Annotated in this window: 15 protein-coding genes; 10 read left to right on the top strand and 5 right to left on the bottom strand. The window is 71.0% G+C overall.

All coding sequences use genetic code 11. The features are described 5' to 3' along the window. Positions 1–5 precede the first annotated feature (5 nt). A complete protein-coding gene (gene nucS / locus JOF44_RS04715) occupies positions 6–713 on the bottom strand; it encodes an endonuclease NucS (protein ID WP_209887933.1) in 708 nt (235 codons plus the stop codon). Positions 714–886: 173 nt separating this feature from the next. Here nucS and JOF44_RS04710 point away from each other — a divergent pair, with 173 nt between their 5' ends. The 3 genes from JOF44_RS04710 to JOF44_RS21075 all read left to right on the top strand — a co-directional run bounded on the left by JOF44_RS04710 (position 887) and on the right by JOF44_RS21075 (position 3,984). Then, entirely contained in the window at positions 887–1,888 is a 1,002-nt protein-coding gene (locus tag JOF44_RS04710; protein WP_209887930.1) for a hypothetical protein, read from the top strand. Next, a complete protein-coding gene (locus JOF44_RS04705; RefSeq protein WP_209887927.1) occupies positions 1,885–2,973 on the top strand; it encodes a DUF8094 domain-containing protein in 1,089 nt (362 codons plus the stop codon). Before JOF44_RS04710 ends, JOF44_RS04705 begins: the two co-directional genes overlap by 4 nt. 105 nt (positions 2,974–3,078) lie before the next feature. After that, positions 3,079–3,984: a co-chaperone YbbN gene (locus JOF44_RS21075; protein WP_209887924.1), complete on the top strand. Its 906-nt coding sequence runs from the start codon at positions 3,079–3,081 to the stop codon at positions 3,982–3,984. 4 nt (positions 3,985–3,988) lie between these two features. On the opposite strand, the gene glgB is transcribed toward JOF44_RS21075, so the two are convergent. From glgB to glgX, 3 genes are all read right to left on the bottom strand, one after another. Continuing rightward, complete coding sequence (gene glgB / locus JOF44_RS04695; protein WP_209895685.1) at positions 3,989–6,157, bottom strand: 1,4-alpha-glucan branching protein GlgB; 2,169 nt, start codon at positions 6,155–6,157, stop codon at positions 3,989–3,991. Between the two features lie 118 nt (positions 6,158–6,275). Continuing rightward, entirely contained in the window at positions 6,276–8,315 is a 2,040-nt protein-coding gene (locus JOF44_RS04690) for an alpha-1,4-glucan--maltose-1-phosphate maltosyltransferase (protein ID WP_209887922.1), read from the bottom strand. A gap of 51 nt (positions 8,316–8,366) precedes the next feature. Beyond that, complete coding sequence (glgX, locus tag JOF44_RS04685; RefSeq protein WP_209887919.1) at positions 8,367–10,610, bottom strand: glycogen debranching protein GlgX; 2,244 nt, start codon at positions 10,608–10,610, stop codon at positions 8,367–8,369. Between the two features lie 232 nt (positions 10,611–10,842). On the opposite strand from glgX, the gene JOF44_RS04680 reads away from it, so the two are divergent. The 7 genes from JOF44_RS04680 to JOF44_RS04650 are packed head-to-tail and all read left to right on the top strand — an operon-like array spanning position 10,843 to position 17,647. After that, the gene (locus JOF44_RS04680) at positions 10,843–12,000 is read left to right on the top strand and encodes an AAA family ATPase (protein WP_245348855.1); all 1,158 of its coding nucleotides are present in this window, start codon (positions 10,843–10,845) and stop codon (positions 11,998–12,000) included. A 26-nt stretch (positions 12,001–12,026) separates the two neighbouring features. Continuing rightward, positions 12,027–12,923 carry a DUF58 domain-containing protein gene (locus JOF44_RS04675; RefSeq protein WP_209887916.1) on the top strand — a complete coding sequence of 299 codons (897 nt, stop codon included), beginning with the start codon at positions 12,027–12,029 and terminating at the stop codon, positions 12,921–12,923. Continuing rightward, positions 12,910–13,419: a hypothetical protein gene (locus JOF44_RS04670; RefSeq protein ID WP_209887913.1), complete on the top strand. Its 510-nt coding sequence runs from the start codon at positions 12,910–12,912 to the stop codon at positions 13,417–13,419. The genes JOF44_RS04675 and JOF44_RS04670 overlap by 14 nt, the downstream gene beginning before the upstream one ends. Then, entirely contained in the window at positions 13,416–14,432 is a 1,017-nt protein-coding gene (locus JOF44_RS04665; protein ID WP_245348854.1) for a vWA domain-containing protein, read from the top strand. Before JOF44_RS04670 ends, JOF44_RS04665 begins: the two co-directional genes overlap by 4 nt. After that, the gene (locus JOF44_RS04660) at positions 14,432–15,427 is read left to right on the top strand and encodes a VWA domain-containing protein (RefSeq protein WP_209887907.1); all 996 of its coding nucleotides are present in this window, start codon (positions 14,432–14,434) and stop codon (positions 15,425–15,427) included. Before JOF44_RS04665 ends, JOF44_RS04660 begins: the two co-directional genes overlap by 1 nt. Further along, positions 15,424–16,359 carry a hypothetical protein gene (locus JOF44_RS04655; RefSeq protein ID WP_209887904.1) on the top strand — a complete coding sequence of 312 codons (936 nt, stop codon included), beginning with the start codon at positions 15,424–15,426 and terminating at the stop codon, positions 16,357–16,359. The genes JOF44_RS04660 and JOF44_RS04655 overlap by 4 nt, the downstream gene beginning before the upstream one ends. 46 nt (positions 16,360–16,405) lie before the next feature. Then, complete coding sequence (locus JOF44_RS04650; RefSeq protein WP_245348853.1) at positions 16,406–17,647, top strand: cysteine desulfurase family protein; 1,242 nt, start codon at positions 16,406–16,408, stop codon at positions 17,645–17,647. Positions 17,648–17,666: 19 nt separating this feature from the next. Here the strand turns inward: JOF44_RS04650 and JOF44_RS04645 are convergent, their stop codons facing one another. Then, on the bottom strand, positions 17,667–18,509 hold the full coding sequence (locus JOF44_RS04645) for a phosphotransferase (protein ID WP_209887901.1): 843 nt from the start codon (positions 18,507–18,509) through the stop codon (positions 17,667–17,669). Between the last annotated feature and the right edge of the window lie 148 nt (positions 18,510–18,657).

Genomic DNA, 18,657 nt, shown 5'->3' with positions numbered 1-18,657 from the left:
AGGGATCAGAACAGGCGGGATTCGACGTCGTCGATCCCCCGCAGGGCGTCGTAGTCCAGCGTCACGCAGTCGATGCCGCGATCGCCGGCGAGCACGCGGGCCTGCGGCTTGATCGCCTGAGCGGCGAAGATGCCGCGCACCGGGGCGAGCAGGGGATCGCGATTGAGCAGTTCGAGGTAGCGGGTCAGCTGCTCGACACCATCGATCTCGCCGCGCCGCTTGATCTCGATGGCCACGGAGCCGCCGTCGGCGTCGCGGGCCAGGATGTCCACGGGGCCGATCGCGGTGCCGTACTCGCGGCGCACCAGCGACCAGCCGTCGCCCAGGGTCTCGATGTTCTGGGCGAGCAGGGCCTGCAGATGCGCCTCGATGCCGTCCTTCTGCAGCCCGGGATCGACGCCGAGCTCATGGCTGGTGTCCTCGAAGGTCTCGTGGACCCGCACTCGCAGGCGGTCGCCGGACTTGTCGTGGACGACGTCCCACTGCTCGATCCACTCGCCCTCGGGATCATCGGCCGCCTCGTCGGGGCTGCGGGTGGTGGTGCGCAGGGTGCACGGCGGGCTCATCCAGTTCAGCGGCTTGTAGCTGCCGCCGTCGGAGTGGATCAGCACGCTGCCGTCGGCCTTGACGATCAGCAGGCGCGGAGCCAGGGGGAGATGAGCGGTGAGCCGACCGGTGTAGTCGACGGAACAACGGGCAACGACGAGACGCACCCGGCCAGGGTACGGCACCGAGCGGGCTCGGTCCGCCCATGAGATGAGGATGAGAATCCCTTCACCTGGGTGCACATGGTCACGCGCCTCTGTTCCGCGATGTGGCCCCGCCCTATCGTGGGGAGGTCATCCGCTCGGGCCCGGACCGGGCCCCTTCGAAGGAAGAACCCATCGTGAAACGACTCCTCGCCGTCCTCCTGGTCCTGATCGGACTGATCGGATTGGTGCTGGGCCGCCTCGGCGAGACCACCTGGGCCCCTGCCACCGAGACCACCGCCACGGTCGAGCTCGACGATCCCGGCCCCGCCGTGGTCATCGACCCCGGCGTGCTGTACGTCGGCGGGATGGAGGGCGAGGTGACCATCGAGGGTGCCTCGGACGTCTCGCTGATCACCGCCGACAACAGCGACATCGAGGCCTACCTCGAGGACGCTCGGTACACCCGCATCACCGGTGCGAGCGACTGGTCCACGCTGAGCACGCAGGAGGTCCACCCCGACGGGTCGAGCGAGCTGAGCGATCCCACCTCCTCCGACCTGTGGCGCACCGTCGAGACGAAGCCGTCGCCCTACACGCTGGACATCGCCGACTTCGCCGCCGGCGAGACCGGGGAGAACAAGCAGGCCTACCGTTCCGTGCTGATCGTCACCGACGGCACCGAGCCCGGTGCCGAGTCCGTCTCGATCACCTGGCCCGTGGACGAGGAGAACGAATGGGTTCCCTTCGCCTATGCCGGGGGAGCCGCCATCGCCGTGATCGGCCTGGTCCTGCTCGTGGTCTCCATCGGGGGGCGCCGCCGCGACGAGGACGAGGACGGGGACGGGGAGCTGCTCGAGGACGAGGACGTCGCCGCCGCGGACGTCGCCGCCGGGGAGGTCGAGGGCGAAGCCGACACCACAGCGGTCGCCGACACCTCCGATCTGGACGAGGACGCCGCCGGCCCCGCGGAGGTGGATCCGGCCAGCGACGACGCGGGGCCCGCCCCCGACGCCGATGCCGCCTCGGACGACGGTGCTGCCGACGTCGATTCCGCCGCCACCGTCGACGCCGCCAGGGGCTCCGAGGAACCCGGGACGGAGACCCTCGCGCCCACCACCGATGACGAGACCGAGACCCTCGACGCGATCGAGGACGACCCGACCGGGGCCGGCCCCGACCGCGAGGAGGGGCGATGAGCACCCGGAGACTGCACCGCACGGCGTGGAAGGACCACCAGATGACCAGCCGACCCGTCGCCCGCCGCGGCCTCCTGATCGGTGCGGGATCCCTGCTCGCCGGCAGCGTCCTCGCCGCCTGCGGCTCCGATCCCGAGCCGCCGCCGGCACCTCCGCAGGGCCCGAAGGCCTCCGAGCCGACCCCGGTGAACACCACCGAGCAGCTGACCACCGTCGTCAAGGAGGTCAACGCCGACGTGGTGCAGGCCGACACGTCGCTGAAGTCCGAGGAGCTCGCACCGCGGGTGTCCGGCTCAGCGGTGCACTTCCGCAAGGCCGCCTACGCGATGATCGAGAAGGCCGAGGAGTGGAAGGACTACCTCGACGTCCCGGGGGCCGAGCTGGCCGTTCCCCTGACCACGGTCACGGCCGGGTTCCCGCGCTCCTCGATCGCGCTGGTGCAGGATCCGGAGCAGGACGGTGTGCGCCACTTCGTCGCCCTGCAGCAGGTCGACGCCCGATCGCCCTACACCTCCTGGGGGTGGGCGAGGCAGCTGGGCGGCATCGAGATGCCGAGCGTGTCCGATGCGCGGGTGGGCGCCGAGAACGTCGCGGTCGACGCCGATGACCTGCTGATGACACCCGCGAAGGCCCTGGAGCTTTACGCGAAGGTCCTCACCGACGGGGACAAGGCTGATCCGGACGACGTGCTCGCCGACGACCCCTTCACGACCACTCGCCACGAGCAGATCCAGGGCGAGCGCAAGGATCTGAACGCCGGCGTGGAGAAGGACGAGGCCGCGACCATCCGCGAGACCTACGCCGTCCACGACAAGGAGTTCGTGGGTCTGCGGACCGACGACGGCGGGGCGATCGTGATGGGGACCCTGAAGTCCACGCGCACGGTGACCGTCCAGGACGGTGCGACCATGCGATACACCGAGGACAACCAGTACACCGAGGTGGCCGGCACGAAGGAGTTCACCGACGAGTACCTCCGCACCTACGGCACGCACGTCGCGCTGTACATCCCGCCCCGGGACGCCGACGCCCCGATCCAGCCGATCGGCGCGAGCCTGACCACCCTCACGGTCACCGGTCAGTGACCTCGCCCGACGATCGGCGGGCCTCCGCTCGCCGTGGCGGGACCGCACCCACGGCGCGGACTCCCTAGACTGTCCGCGTCCCCATCTCGTCGAAGGAGCTCACCTGTGACCGATCCGTACGGCATCATCGATCTCGCCGCTCTCAAGCAGCCCGCCGGGGCCGGTCCCGGGGGCGGACAGTCCGCCGGTGCGGGGACGACCTCCGCGCATGAGGTGGCCGTCACCGAGCAGGGGCTCGAGCAGCTGGTCGCCGACTCGCAGACCGTCCCGACGCTGATGCTCGTGACCAGCTCGCGGGTTCCCGACAGCGAGCAGTTCCTCGCTTCGTTGCGCCGCGCCGTCGATGCGCAGGGCGGCGCCGTCCGGCTGGCCGTCGTCGACGCCGACACCCAGCAGCGCGTGGCCGCGGCCCTGCGCGTCCAGCAGCTGCCCACTCTCCTGCTGCTGATCCTCGGCCAGATCCAGCCCATCGTGCAGTCGGTGCTGCCCGATGCGGAGGTCGACAACCTCATGACGCAGGTCCTCGAGCTCGCGAAACAGCAGGGCATGGAGGTCTCCGCCGTCGAGGGCGAGCAGGAGGCCCCGGCCGAGGAGCCGCTGCCTCCGCTGATCGCCGAGGCCTACGAGGCGATCGAGAAGGGTGATCTCGACGGCGCCGTCGCGGCCTACGAGCAGCAGCTCAGCGAGTCCCCGGCCGACGCCGAGGCGAAGGCCGGTCTGGCCGCGGTCTCTCTCATGCGGCGCACCCAGGACATCGATGCGGACACCGTCCGCGAGGACGCCGCGCAGCGGCCGACGGATCTGGAAGCCCAGCTGAGGGTCGCCGATCTCGATATGCTCGGCGGTCACGTCGACGACGCCTTCACCCGGCTGCTCGACCACCTGCGCGGCGCCGACCAGGAGACCAAGGACGCGATCCGCGCCCGGCTGCTGGACCTCTTCGAGGTGGCCGGCCCCGCAGACCCGCGCGTCGCGGCCGCCCGCAAGCGCCTGGCCAACCTGCTGTTCTGAGGCCTCAGCCCTCCCGCACGCGCGCCGGGGCCAGGAGCACCGCCCCCAGCGGCGGCACCGACAGCCGCACCGAATGCTCCCGTCCGTGCACGGGCAGCGCCTCGGCGTGGACCCGCCCGAGGTTGCCGATCCCGCTGCCGCCGTAGACGGGGGCATCGGTGTTCAGCAGCTCGAGCCAGGTCCCTCCCTCGGGCAGCGGCACCCGGTAGTCGTGCCACGCCTCCGGTGAGAAGTTCAGGACGACGACCACCGGATCGCCGCCGCTGTCGCGGCGCACGAAGGAGATCGTGTTGTGCCCGGCGTCGTCCCCGAGCAACCACTCGAAGCCGCCCGGGTCCTGATCCCGCTCGTACAGCGCGGGAAGCTCGGCCTGCAGCGCGTTGAGGTCCTTGACCAGCTGCTGGGTGCCGCGGTGCAGCGGGTACTCCAGCAGCCACCATGGCAGCCCGGCCTGCTCGGACCACTCCGTGCCCTGGGCGAACTCGGTGCCCATGAACACCAGCTGCTTGCCGGGATGGGTCCACTGCAGAGCCAGATACGTGCGCAGCGACGCCGCCTGCTGCCAGTCGTCGCCCGGAGCCTTGCGCAGCAGGGAGCCCTTGCCGTGGACGACCTCGTCGTGGCTGATCGGCAGCACGAAGTTCTCGGAGTACTGGTAGACCATCGAGAAGGTCAGGTCGCCATGGTGGTACTGGCGGTTGATCGGGTCCTCGCCGAGATACTCCAGGGTGTCGTTCATCCAGCCCATGTTCCACTTGAAGCCGAAGCCGAGCCCGCCGGTGTCGGTGCTGCGGGTGACGCCGGGGAACGAGGTGGACTCCTCCGCGATCATCATGATGCCGGGGGCCCGCTTGTACGCGGTGGCGGTGGCCTCCTGGAGGAAGGCGATGGCCTCGAGGTCCTCGCGGCCGCCGTGACGGTTGGGCACCCACTCGCCGTCCTCGCGCGAGTAGTCGAGGTAGAGCATCGAGGCGACGGCGTCGACCCGTAGGCCGTCGACGTGGAACTCCTCGAGCCAGTAGCAGGCGTTGGCGACCAGGAAGTTGCGCACCTCGTGCCGACCGGTGTCGAACACGAGGGTGCCCCAGTCCGGGTGCTCCCCGCGCCGCGGGTCCGCGTGCTCGTACAGCGGCGTGCCGTCGAAGCGGGCCAGCGCCCATTCGTCCTTGGGGAAGTGGGCGGGGACCCAGTCCATCAGCACCCCGATGCCGGCGCCGTGCAGCGCGTCGATCAGATGGCGCAGCTCGTCGGGGGAGCCCAGGCGCGAGGTCGGGGCGTAGTAGCCGGTGACCTGGTAGCCCCAGGAACCGCCGAAGGGGTGCTCCGCCAACGGCATGAACTCCACATGGGTGAAGCCCATCTCGGTGACGTAGTCGACCAGCTCGGTGGCCAGCTCCCGGTAGCCGAGGCCGGGACGCCAGCTGGGCAGGTGCAGTTCGTAGGCGGACATCCGTGAGCTGACCGCTTCGTGGGAGGCGCGCTGGGCGAGCCAGTGCTCGTCGGTCCATTCGAAGTCGCTGGTGGTCACCACCGAGCCGGTCGCCGGGGACACCTCGGCCCGCCGCGCCATCGGGTCGGCCTTGTCGCTCCAGACGCCATCGGCCCCCAGGATGCGGAACTTGTAGGTCTCGCCGTCGCCGATCCCGGGCACGAAGATCTCCCACACGCCGGAGGCGCCGAGGCTGCGCAGCGCATGACCGCGGCCGTCCCAGCCGTTGAACGCGCCGACGACCTGGATGGCCCGGGCGTTGGGGGCCCACACCGAGAAGGAGGTGCCGGCGACGCCGTCGAGGGTGCGCACATGGGCGCCGAGCGCACGCCACAGCTCCTCGTGACGGCCCTCGTGGATGAGGTGGAGGTCGAGCTCCCCGATGGTCGGCAGGAAGCGGTACGGCTCCTCCAGCTCGACGGGGGTCGCGCCCTCCTCCCAGGTGACGCGCACCGTGTAGGAGGCCAGCGCGGGCGCCGCCAGGGCGACGGCCCAGATCCCGTCGTACTCGTGCTCGAGGGCGTGGGAGCTGCCGTCGGGCAGGACCACGTCGACGGCCCGGGCGAAGGGCTTGAGAGTGCGCACGGTGACGCCCCCCTCGTACTCGTGAGCGCCGAGCACGGAGTGGGGGTCGTGATAGCTGCCGGTCGCGGTGGCGCCGAGCTCGTGCACGCCCAGGGGCATGACCCTCGGCCCGGCCGAGGCCCCGGCGGTCGGGCTCCCGGGGGTCGCGCCCCCGACGGTCGGGCTCCCCGGGGTCGGGCTCCCCGGGGACGCGATGGGGTCGGTCTTGTCTGCCATGTCAGCTCTCCTCGGGATGGATGATCCGCAGCACGTGCGCGGGTCGGTCGGTGGCGCTGAGGATGACGTAGGGATCGCTGTCCCAGGTGAACCGTTCGCCGGTCAGCAGGTCCTCGACCTCGAAGGCGGGGTGCGTCTCCGCATCCAGGCCGAGGGCGGGAAGGTCCAGATGGACCGTGGTCCAGGCGTCCCGATCGTGCGCGGTCACGGAGATGACCAGCACCGTGTCCGGGGCGCCGGTGTCGCTGGCGGCGGCGTCGAGGTGCTTGGAGAAGGCCAGCACCTGCTCGTCGTCGGCCTCGTGGAAGCGGATGGTGGTGAGCGTCTGCAGAGCCGGGTGCTCGCGTCGGATCCGGTTGAGGTCGCTCAGCAGCGGCTCGAGGCTGGTGCCGGCCGTGCGGGCACCGGTGAAGTCACGGGGTTTGTACTCGTACTTCTCGTTGTCGATCTGCTCCTGCGCCCCGGGCCGGGGAACGTCCTCGACCAGTTCGTACCCGGTGTAGATGCCCCAGGTGGGGACCAGCGTGGCCGCGAGGATCGCACGCAGCACGAAGGCCCGTCGGCCCCCGGAGGTCATGAACGGGGTGAGGATGTCGTGGGTGGTGGGCCAGAAGCTGGGCCGCATGTAGGGGGCGGACTCCACCAGCTCCTCGAGGTACTCGCGCAGCTCCGCGGCACTCTCGCGCCAGGTGAAGTAGGTGTAGCTCTGGTGGTAGCCGACCTTGCCGAGGGTGTGCATCATCGTGGGGCGGGTGAACGCCTCGGCGAGGAAGATGACCTCGGGATGCGTCCGATCGAACTCCGCCAGCAGCTCCTCCCAGAACTGCACCGGCTTGGTGTGGGGGTTGTCGACGCGGAACAGGGTCACCCCATGGGCGACCCAGTGCTCGAGCAGGTCCCGGATCGCCGCGTACAGGCCCTCATAGTCGGCCTCGAAGCTGAGGGGATAGATGTCCTGGTACTTCTTCGGCGGATTCTCGGCGTAGGCGATGGTGCCGTCGGCGCGGACCGTGAACCATTCGGGGTGCTCGGTGACCCAGGGGTGGTCGGGAGAGCACTGCAGGGCGATGTCGAGCGCCACCTCGAGATCCAGCTCGCGGGCCCGGGCCACGAAGGCGTCGAAGTCCTCCATCGTGCCCAGATCGGGGTGGATCGCCTCGTGCCCGCCGTCGGCCGATCCGATCGCGTAGGGGGAGCCGGGATCGCCGGGCTGCGGGTCCAGGGTGTTGTTGCGGCCCTTGCGGAAGGTGGTGCCGATCGGGTGGATCGGCGTCAGGTACGCGACGTCGAAGCCCATCTCCGCGATGCGGTCCAGCGACCTCGCGGCAGTGCGCAGGGTGCCGGAGAGCCAGCCCCGCTCGGGATCGAAGCGCGCTCCTTCCGAGCGGGGGAAGAACTCGTACCAGGAGCCGAACAGCGCGCGGCGACGGTGGACGATCAGCCGGTACGGGCCCGAGACCGTGACGCCCTCGCGCAGGGGACGCAGGGCGAGCAGGCCGCGCAGGTCCGCGGCCAGCGCGGGGGCGACCCGAGCGGTGGCGGGCAGTCCGGGGGCGCGCAGGGAATCCAGCGCCGCCTGCACCACGGGGCCGTCGGTGCGGGGGCGGGTCCCGTCCTCGATCTCGGCGAGCACGCGGGCCAGAACCTTCGCGCCCTCGGCGCACACGAGGTCGACATCGATGCCCGCGGGGATCTTCACCTCGGCGGTGTGCGCCCAGGAGTCATAGGGAGCGGAGAACGCCTCGATCCGGAACGACCAGTGGCCGGTCCTCCCGGGCCGCACCTGCGTCGCCCAGAGGTCGAGGCCAGGATTCGTCGAGGCCAGCGGCACCCGCTGCTCGACGCCGTCGGGGTCGACGAGCACGGTCTGGACCCCCATCGCGTCGTGCCCCTCGCGGAAGGCGTTGGCGCCGATGGTGATGGTCTCGCCCTCGACGCAGGAGGCCGGGAAGCGACCGCCGTCGACGACGGGCCGGACGTCCATGATCGGGATGCGGCCCACGCCGCCGGTCAGCCCGGTGCGGTCAGTGCTCTGGGACATGGCCTCTCCTGCCTGACACCTCGGTGTCTGCGACGGACGCGGTGACGCCCTTCACGATAGCCGTTGACGGGCTCCTCCCGGGCCGCCGGCGGCGATCGCGATCACCACCACGCTGCCGGGGGCGACGGGGAGCACGCGATCGGGCAGCGGCCCGGTCGGCAGGTCGTCCTGTCGTTCCAGGGCGGTGTCCAGCAGGTATCGCGCCGTCCCCTGGGGCCAGGGCGTCCCGGGCAGGCGCACCTGCAGCGTCGAGGAGGAGCCGGAGACGATCACCAGCAGGTGCTCGGATCCCTCGCGGCCGGGAACAGCCGGACGCAGCATCGCCAGCAGGTGCCGGGAGGGATCCATCCAGGCCGAGTGGTCGAGCTCGGCGCCGTCGGCCCCGAACCAGGCGACCGCCCCGGCGTCGAGGTGCTCGGGATCGGCCGGGCGCAGGAAGTCGGGCGCGCGCAGCTGAGGATGCTCGCCGCGCAGGTTCAGCAGGCGCTTGACGGTCTCGCGCAGGTCGAGCCGCGTGGGATCGATGCGCCAGTCGACCCAGGAGATCTCGTTGTCCTGGCAGTAGGCGTTGTTGTTCCCCTGCTGGGTGCGGGCGGTCTCGTCGCCGGCGGTGAGCATCGGCGTGCCGGAGGCCAGCAGCAGCGTGGCGAGCAGACCCCGCGCGGTGCGACGACGCGCGGCGTCGACCTCCGCGCCGTGCTCGCTGCCCGGGCCGACCTCGCCCTCATGGCCGTGGTTCCACGAGCGGTTGTCGGTGGTGCCGTCGCGGTTGTCCTCGCCGTTGGCGTGATTGCGCTTGGTCTCGTACACGGTCAGATCCCGCAGGGTGAACCCGTCGTGGGCGGTGATGTAGTTGATCGATGCCCAGGGGGAGCGCAGGCTGCGGCCTTCCGGGAGCGAGTCGGGGTCCTGCTCGGTCAGCAGGTCGCTGGATCCGGCCAGACGCGTGGCGAGGTCGCGGATGCCGCCGACGGCGGGGTCGCCGGAGCGCTCGCGGTGTGCCCTGTCCGAGAGCCAGAAGCTGCGCACGTCGTCGCGGAAGGCGTCGTTCCACTCCGCGAAGGGGACCGGGAAGCTGCCGGTCTGCCAGCCGTCGGGGCCCACGTCCCAGGGCTCCGCGATCAGCTTGACCCCGCGCAGCACGGGATCGGTGGCGACCGCGCGCAGCAGGGGGTGATCGGGGCGGAAGCCGCGGTCGTCGCGTCCCAGCGTCGCGGCGAGGTCGAAGCGGAAGCCGTCGATGTGGACCTCCTGGACCCAGTAGCGCAGGGAGGCCAGGATCAGGTCCATCACGTGCACGGAGCGCGGGTCCAGGGTGCCGCCCGTCCCGGTCACGTCCAGGAAGGTCCCGTGATCGGTCCAGTAGTACTCGAGGTTGTCCAGCCCCCGCAGCGACAGGGCGGGCCCGTCGGCCCCGCCCTCGGCGGTGTGGTTGTAGACGACGTCGAGGACGACCTCGAGGCCCGCCGCATGCAGGCTGCGGACCATGGTCTTGACCTCGTCGAGCACCGCCTGCGCCCCGGCGTGCTGAGCGGCGGAGGTGGCCAGGGACGGCTCCGGGGCGAAGTACCCCATCGTCGAGTAGCCCCAGTAATTGGTCAGCCCCAGCCGGGTCAGGTGCGGCTCATCCATCGCCGCCTGGATCGGCAGCAGCTGGACGGTGGTGACGCCGAGGTCGCGCAGGTATCCGGTGACGGCGGGATGCCCCAGACCCGCATAGGTGCCGCGCTGGGTCTCAGGCACCCGCGGATGGGTCCGGGTGAAGCCCTTGACGTGCGTCTCGTAGAGCACCGTGGCGTCCCAGTCGACCAGCGGGCGCAGATCGTCCTGCCAGTCGAAGGTGTCCGCGACGACGACGGACCACACGGCATCCTCGCCGTTGTCGGCCTCCCGCGGCTCGGGGTGCTCGTCACGGCGGTCGAGCATCGCGTCGACCTCGAAGGGGAAGAACGAGCTCAGCAGCGACGAGGAGCGCGAGACACCGCGCCCCCAGGGGTCCTGCAGCAGATTGCGCGGCTGGGAGAACTGCCCGGCGGCGGGGTCCCACGGCCCGCCGACCCGCAGGCCGTACAGCGTGCCCGGGACCATCGAGGTGACGTGGTCCCAGTGCAGACCGCCGTCGACGTGCCGCAGCCGCCGACGCCGCTCGGTGGCGCCCTGGCGGATGCACAGGTCCACCCAGTCCGCCCGCGGGGCCGCCACCGCGAAGGTGCCGCGTCCCAGGGCGTCCACGGACAGGCCGGGAGAGGTGGGCGCGACGGGCGGCGTGGCGCGATGGTGGCGATCCGGAGGCATCTGCGCATTCTCCCACCACCGCTCGCGCCGGGCGTCCGATCGCCCTGCGGGCCCCGGTGCCGTTAGGATCGGTGCGGTGCCGTCGCGCCCCGCCGCCCGGGGATCGACCGGCACCGTCACGGTCACGCGGCCGGCCTCGGCCTCCGGCCGTCCGGGGAGGGGCCGGAGCGGGCTGATGGATCAGCTCGCACGAACAGCACGAGTACAACGCACGACGGGGGAGCCGCAGCGCATGAGCATTCCACCCAACCAGCCGCCCGGAGCGCAGAGCGCGCCGCCGGGGCCTCCGGGAGCGCCCGCCGCGCAGGGCCCGGCCCAGGGGCAGGGGCCGATGCCGTCGCAGGGGCTCGCCCAGGGGCAGAGCGGCCCGCAGCGCCGCCCCGGGGACTTCGCCCCGTCCGCCCGGGCGATCTCCCCGGGCGACCTCGAGCGCACCGGGTCGATCATCGGCGCCATCTCCCAGGTGTTCCAGTCCCGCGTGGTCGGCCAGGAGAACCTGCGGCTGACGCTGGTGGCGGCGCTCGCCGCCGGGGGCCATGTGCTGCTGGAGTCCGTGCCCGGCCTGGCCAAGACGACCGCCGCGAGCGCGCTGGCCTCCTCGATCACGGGCTCCTTCGCCCGGATCCAGTGCACCCCGGACCTGATGCCCAACGACATCCTCGGCACCCAGATCTTCAACTACGGCTCCGGCACCTTCACCACCCAGCTGGGTCCGGTCCATGCCAACGTCGTGCTGCTGGACGAGATCAACCGCTCCAGCGCGAAGACCCAGTCCGCCATGCTCGAGGCGATGCAGGAGCGGCAGACCTCGATCGGTGGGGAGGTGTACCGCCTGCCCGAGCCGTTCATGGTGCTGGCCACCCAGAACCCGATCGAGGAGGAGGGCACCTACGTCCTGCCCGAGGCGCAGATGGACCGCTTCCTCATGAAGGAGATCCTCACCTACCCGCGCCCGGGCGAGGAGCACGAGATCCTCGACCGCTCCACCGCGGGCAGCCTCACCGGCCCCCGCCAGGCGGTGGCGAACGTGTCCCTCGAGGACGTCCGCTTCCTGCAGGAGATGGTCGACGCCGTCTACGTCGACCCGGCGGTGAAGCGCTACATCATCGACCTCGTGTTCACGACCCGCGGCTCCGGTCCGCGCCCGGTGCCGAACCTGACCCAGTCGGTGCGGGTCGGGGCGAGCCCCCGCGGCTCCCTGGCGCTGATGCGGGTGGGCCAGGCCCACGCCCTGCTGCAGGGCCGCGACTACGTCACGCCCGACGACGTCCGGGCGATGCGCTACGGAGTGCTGCGCCACCGTCTGGTGCTCACCTTCGACGCCTTGGCCAGCGGGATCAAGCCCGAGCAGATCATCGATGCGGTGTTCCACGCCGTCCCGATGCCCTGAGCGCCGCGGATCACGGAGAGCACGGTATGGCGACCTCCTTGCTGACCCGGGTCAAGGCCCGGGTCGACCTGCACACCTCGAGCCGGGCGCGCGGCCTGATCCAGGGCCGCGGCCGCTCGCTGTTCAAGGGCGCCGGCGAGGACTTCGACGACCTGAAGTACTACCAGCCCGGAGACAAGATCTCCGAGATCGACTGGAAGGCCACGGCCCGGTCGGGAGAGCCGCTGATCCGGCGGTTCAACGAGGAGCGGGTGCGGCATCTGTCGATCGTCGCGGACACCTCCTCGGCGATGGCGGCGACCGCCGCCGACGGCACCTCCAAGCGCGACGCGATGATCCTCGCGGCCGGCATGATCTGCTTCCTGGCCCAGAAGAACGGCGACCTGGTGGGGCTGGTCGCGGGCCACGACAGCCGCCCGGTCCAGCTGCCCTCGCGCTCCAGCGACGGTCATCTGGAGCTGCTGCTGCGCAGCGTCCAGCAGGCCACCACCACGGCGGCGCCGGCCGCGGACAGCGCCTGGCTGCTCGAGCGCGCCTTCCGGGTGACCTCCCGGTCGACGCTGATGACGATCATCACCGACGAGGCGCATCCGAGCGTCGAAGACTTCGGCCTGCTGCGCCGGCTGACCACCCGGCACGACGTGATCGTGATCCGCATCGCCGACGCCGATCCGCTGCAGAGCGGCGAGCTCGAGCACGACGTGGTGGATGTGAACGCGCCGCGGGAGGTGGGTGCGATGGCTCGCTCCTCGAAGCGGGTGGCCCGGGATGCTGCGGCCTACCGGCGGGCGCGCCGCGACGGCATCACCGAGATGCTGGACCGTCTCCATGTCAGCCACATGGTCACCAGCGGCGAGACCACCGTGGTCGAGGACATGATCGCCATGCTGCGGGCGAGGGAGTACCGCCATGCTCGTGCCTGAGGCGACGGCCGCGGCCGCCCTGCTGGCCGAGCCCGCCCCGCCGGAGATCATCGCCCCGCCCCAGTACTCGGTGGCCTGGGTGATCCTCGCCGTGCTGTGCCTGCTGGTGATCACCGCCCTGATCGTGGGGACGCTGAAGATCACCCGCGCGATCGAGAAGCGCATCGCCTACCGGGCCCGCCCCAGCGACGTCGATGCCCTCAAGGCGGAGTTCCTGCGCGCCGTCAACGACATCGCCGACCGTCACGAGGCCGGCGATCTGGAGGCCCGCGCGGGCCATCACGAGCTCACCGGGGTCATGCGCCGCTTCGTGCGCCGCACCACCGGGCACGACGTGACCAGCCAGGACATGGCCACGCTCACGGCCGATCCGCGCACCCGCGACGTCGGGACGCTGATCGCCGACCTGTACGAACCAGATTTCGCGCTGGCCTCGGGCGCCGTCCTGACGGACTCCGTGCGCCGGGCGAGGGAGGTGATCCGAGGATGGTCATGACGTTCTGGTGGGTCACGGCCCTGCTGCTGCTCGCGGCGCTCGCGGTCTGGGCGATCACGTTCTGGAACCGTCGGGCGATGCGCAAGGCCCCGGTGCTGGTCGCCAACTCGCAGTACCTCGATTCCATCCCCAGCTTCGTGCGCGCCCAGCGGGTGGCGAGGGTGGTCCGGGTGCTCCAGGTCGGCATCGCCGTCCTCGGCGTCCTCGCCGCCTCCATCCTCTCCGGCCGGATCTCGAGCGAGCGGATCGAGACCCCGGACTTCGCCTCCCGAGACATCGTGCTGTGTCTGGACGTCTCCGGGTCGATGTACGAGTACGACACCGAGATCCTGTCCACCTTCGCCGAGATGGTCGACTCCTTCGAGGGCGAGCGGGTGGCGCTGTCGATCTTCAACTCGACCAGCCGCACCGTGTTCCCCCTGACCAACGACTACGACCTGATCAAGCGGGAGCTGGAACAGGGCGCCGAGGCGATCGACTTCGACGAGTTCGGCTACCGCCTGGGCAATCGCGACTACTCCGACGAGAAGGTGCGCCAGTACGTGAACTTCGTCGAGGGCACGCGCGGCATCGCCGATGAGGCTTCGGTGGTGCCGGACGGCCTGGTCTCCTGCGCCCAGGAGTTCGACCAGGCGGAGGAGGACCGCTCCCGCTCGATCATCTTCGCCACCGACAACGAGGTCAACGGCGAGCCGGTCTTCACGCTGCAGGAGGCCACCGAGGCCGTCGCCGACCGGAAGATCGACCTGTACACCTTCTACCCGGGGGCGTACGAGTGCGGCCCCCGGTGCTTCGAGGAGCTGCAGGCGGCCACCGAGGACCAGGACGGGGAGCTGTACGAGTCCTCGGACCCCGACGCGATCCCCTCGATCATCGACGAGATCCAGAAGACCCAGGCGAAGGAGATGGGTGCGGAACCGACCGTGGTGCGCACCGACCATCCGACCTTCGGCTTCGTGCTGACATTCCTGTCGCTGGTCGGCATCCTGGTTCTGGGTTGGAGGGCACGCTGATGCGCCTGGAGTACCTCATGCCCCTGTGGGCGATCATCCCGCTGTTCGGCGCGATGCTGATCGTCTGCGGCGTGCTGCTGATCCGTCGGCCCCGGCAGCGGGTGGCATGGCTGCGCCGCGGCCTGATGGTGGTGCTGCTGCTGATGGTCGCCCTGCGCCCGGTGACTCCGCTGGACGGGGAGCAGACCGAGCGGATGAACGCGAACGTCTTCTTCGTGGTCGATCGCACCGGGTCGATGAATGCCGAGGACTACGCCGGAGAGCAGCCGCGCCTGGACGGGGTGAAGGCCGACATGAGCCGCATCATGGGCATGACCGAAGGCTCGCGGTACTCCGTCATCGCCTTCGACTCCACGGCCACCCAGCAGCTGCCGCTGACCACCGACGCAGGTGCCGCCACCGCCTGGATCGACACGCTGACCACCGAGCCCACCGAGTACTCCCAGGGTTCCAACGTCGACCGTCCGCTCGAGACGCTGCTGGTCGAGCTCTCCACCACCCAGCGGGAGGACCCGGAGTCCCAGACCCTCGTGTACTTCCTCTCCGACGGGGAGAACACCGACGAGAAGGAGTCGGAGTCCTTCAGCCAGGCGGCCTCCTTCATCGACGGCGGGGCGGTGCTCGGCTACGGGACCGCCGAGGGAGGCCCGATGAAGGCCAACGGCGGGCCCCAGGACGGGGAGTACATCACCGGCCCGGACGGCGAGCGGGGCATCTCCTCGATCGACGAGGAGCAGCTGCAGACGATCGCCTCCGACCTGGGCGTGCCCTACATCCACCGCGACGATCCCGAGGCCGAGATCGAGGGCACCATGGAGGGCATCACCCTGCGGCCGATCCCCATCGAGTCGGCCCGCGACGTGACCAGCTTCCGGGACTGGTACTGGATCGCCTCGATCCCGCTGGCGGCACTGCTGATCTGGGAGCTGGGGGAGATGACCTACCGGCTGCCGCGCAAGCTGGACCGCCACGACATCCAAGGAGCGTCCCGATGAGCACACCGCTGAGCGAGCGGCCCCGCACCGAGGACTCCGGATCGACCTCGCCGACCCCTCCGGCCCTGGCCCAGGAGGGTGCGGGCAGCACGAAGAACTTCGGGCTGAACGTGCGTCGGCTGCGGCGCACGAGGATCATCGTCTTCGCGGTGCTCGCGATCCCGCTCCTGCTGCTGGCCCTGCTCGCGGTGAAGTTCCTGTCGATGCCGATCACCCAGGCCGCGCACCAGAGCGCCTACGAGGCCGAGGACTACCCCACGGCGATCGAGCGGCTGGCCCCGGTGCAGGTCGCGAACTGGTTCGAGCCGTACCTGCCGCATCTGTCCGAGGGCACCGACCTGCTGCAGCAGGGGAAGGACGCGGCCGCCGAGGAGGAGCTGCGCACGGCGCTGGACGAATGGAACGGCCACAGCGATCTCAACGCCCCGCTGCACGCGCAGTGCAAGATCATCAACAACCTCGCGATCTCGATCGAGCGCCAGGCCGATCAGATCGAGGATCCGCAGCAGCGCGCCGACCGCCTCTACGAGGCCGAGGAGATGCTGGCCGTCTGCGGCGGCGGCGGTGGCGGTGGCGAGGGTGGCCAGGGCGGCGGCTCCGGCAACGAGGAGTCCGAGACCACCGAGGACAACGGCGACCGCGTGGAGGAGAAGCGCCGCGAGGCCGACGAGGAGGCCGGGAACGATCCGGACGAGCGCGGCCAGCAGGGCGAGGGCGACGGCGACGAGAAGGGCGGGTCCCCGAAGGATCCGGGCGACCCGAAGCGCGAGGATCCCGAGGGCGAGGGCGACCCGGAGGAGGCCCCGACGGAGGGTGACGGCGAGCAGAAGTCCAAGGAGGACAAGGTGGAGGAGCGCAACAAGGACGCCCAGGGCGGTGAGGGCGAGGAGCAGGACGAGGGCTCCGAGCAGGACCAGACGAAGCCGTGGTGAACGGCGGGCGATCCGGGAGATGGCGGGTGCGGAGATGACCGGGACGATGACGGAGCAGAACGAGGACATGAGCACGCAGATGAGTGCCGACGGAACGACCGCCGCTGATCCGGGGCAGGAGCGGGCCTACCTCGACCACGCCGCGACCACCGTGATGCGTCCGGCCGCACGGGAGGCCTTCCTCGAGGCCTCGAGGGTGCAGGGCAACCCGTCGGCGGTGCACGCCTCGGGGCGGCGGGCACGCGCCGTGCTCGACGACGCGCTGGAGACGATCGCCGAGCTGCTCGACGTCCCGCGCAGCTGGCTGATCATGACCTCCGGCGGCACGGAGGCGGACAACCTGGCGATCCGCTCGGTCGCCCTCGGCGCGGCGACGCGCGATCCACGCCGCACGGCGGTGGCGGTCGCCGCGACCGACCATCCCGCGATCCTCGCCACCGCCCGCTCGCTGGCCACGACCGCGCCGAGCATCGAGGCGCGTCTGCTGCCGGTGGATGCCCGAGGCCTGCTGCTGCCGGAGCAGACCGCCGATCTGCTCGCCGACGGCGCCGTGAGCGTGGTCAGTGCGGCGCTGGTGAACAACGAGACCGGCGCCCGGCAGGACCTCGCCGCGCTCGGCGCGATAGCCCGGCCCCACGGCACCCTGGTGCACACCGACGCGGTCCAGGGCGTCGGCCACGCGGAGCGGCCCTCCTGGGACGACGTCGACCTGATGTCGCTGTCCGGTCACAAGATCGGGGCACCGGTGGGGGTGGGGGCTCTGGTGGCGAAGCCGGACGTACCCTTCGGGATGGCCACCACCGGCGGCGGCCAGCAGCGGGGCGTGCGCTCGGGAACGCTGGACCTCGCCCATGCCGCCTCCTTCGCCGCGGCGCTGCGCGAGACGCTGGCCGAGCGGGAGCAGGAGACCGAGCGGATACGAGCTCTCGCGCGGCGGCTGCGCGCTGGGATCGCCGAGATCGACCCCGAGGCCCGCTTCACCCTGGCGGAGGACTCCCCGCAGTCCGGCCACATCGTGCACGTCGTGTTCCCGGGAGCGGACGCGGATTCGCTGCTGTTCCTGCTGGATGAGCGCGGCGTGGACTCCTCGGCTGGCTCCGCCTGCTCGGCCGGCGTCACCCAGGCCAGCCCCGTGCTGGCGGCGATGGGCATCCCCGACCAGCTCTCGCGCGGCGCCCTGCGGCTGTCGCTGGGCTGGACCAGCACCGGGCGCGACGTCGAGCAGCTGCTGAGGGCCCTGCCGGAGTCCCTGACGAAGGCACGCGCGGTCGGGGCCCTGTTCGGCTGACCCCGATCCGACGCGGTCGTCAGCGGAGCAGCTGGTCGATCTGGCGCAGTCCGAGCTTCTCGAAGGACTCGCTGCCGACACGGTGGGCCCATCCCGCGGTGCCGATCGCCTCGCCGAGCAGGGTGCGCCGCCACAGGCCCGGCTCGCGCGGATCGCTGCCGTAGCCGTCGAGGAAGGCTGCCTCGAGCCAGGGATCGCGGGAGAAGTCCTGCCGGGCCAGGCGGGCGAAGTCCGTCACGGCCGGACGCAGATCGGTGCGCCCGAAATCGATGATCCGCACGGTGCCGTCATCGATCAGCCAGTTGCGCGGCTGCCAATCCCCGTGGGTCGGGACCAGGTCGACCGTGCTGCCCGTGGGCCAGGCGTCGATCTCGCGTCGAAGTGCACGCACGGAGGCGGGATCGATCCGGTGCGGGCCGGCGAGCCAGCGGCGTGCATGCGCGGCGAGCTGGTCATCCCACGTCGTGCTCGACTCGGCGTGCTGCCCGTGGAAGCGGGACAGAAGGATCCCGGCCTGTCGATACGTCTCTGGTGCGTCCTGCGAGGGGTCGCCCTCGACAAGACGTCCGGGAAGATGATCGGTCACCAGGAGTTTCGTCTCCTCGTCGGCGATCACCATCTGCGGGGCGTGCCCGGAGGAGGCCAAGGGAAGCAGCCATCGGCGGTGCGCGGCGATCTCGCGGGCGATGTGGTGGTCCTCCGCGCCGCCGGCCTTGACGATCACGTGGCCATCGGGACCGGAGAGCTCCAGCACCGTCGTGGCGACCAGTCCCCAGCTGTGGTCGGTGACGAGCTCGGCGCGGGGGAGCCAGTGATGGACGAGGTCGCGCTGGGGCGGGGTGAGACCGGTGCATGTATCCACGCGCCGACCCTATCGACGCAGCTCGACGAGACCCGGGGCAGCGGCGTGCTGTTGCGGTCGGTCACCGTGTGCTGTCGGGGCGCACATCACGCTTGCGCCCGTTCCGTGGTGGGTCGCCCGGTCCGTACACTTGACAGCCGGATGAGAC

Source organism: Brachybacterium fresconis (assembly GCF_017876515.1).
In the GTDB taxonomy this organism is placed as follows: Bacteria; Actinomycetota; Actinomycetes; order Actinomycetales; family Dermabacteraceae; genus Brachybacterium; species Brachybacterium fresconis.
Note: the sequence above shows the minus strand (reverse complement) of the source record. Positions and strands in the feature narration are given on the sequence as shown.

Coding starts and splice junctions, on each gene's coding strand:
- glgX (WP_209887919.1), bottom strand. CDS start 10,610: ATGCCTCCGGATCGCCACCATCGCGCCACGCCGCCCGTCGCGCCCACC.
- JOF44_RS04660 (WP_209887907.1), top strand. CDS start 14,432: ATGCGCCTGGAGTACCTCATGCCCCTGTGGGCGATCATCCCGCTGTTC.
- JOF44_RS04675 (WP_209887916.1), top strand. CDS start 12,027: ATGGCGACCTCCTTGCTGACCCGGGTCAAGGCCCGGGTCGACCTGCAC.
- JOF44_RS04690 (WP_209887922.1), bottom strand. CDS start 8,315: ATGTCCCAGAGCACTGACCGCACCGGGCTGACCGGCGGCGTGGGCCGC.
- glgB (WP_209895685.1), bottom strand. CDS start 6,157: ATGCCCCTGGGCGTGCACGAGCTCGGCGCCACCGCGACCGGCAGCTAT.
- JOF44_RS04665 (WP_245348854.1), top strand. CDS start 13,416: ATGACGTTCTGGTGGGTCACGGCCCTGCTGCTGCTCGCGGCGCTCGCG.
- JOF44_RS04650 (WP_245348853.1), top strand. CDS start 16,406: ATGACGGAGCAGAACGAGGACATGAGCACGCAGATGAGTGCCGACGGA.
- JOF44_RS04680 (WP_245348855.1), top strand. CDS start 10,843: ATGAGCATTCCACCCAACCAGCCGCCCGGAGCGCAGAGCGCGCCGCCG.
- JOF44_RS04670 (WP_209887913.1), top strand. CDS start 12,910: ATGCTCGTGCCTGAGGCGACGGCCGCGGCCGCCCTGCTGGCCGAGCCC.
- JOF44_RS04705 (WP_209887927.1), top strand. CDS start 1,885: ATGAGCACCCGGAGACTGCACCGCACGGCGTGGAAGGACCACCAGATG.
- JOF44_RS04655 (WP_209887904.1), top strand. CDS start 15,424: ATGAGCACACCGCTGAGCGAGCGGCCCCGCACCGAGGACTCCGGATCG.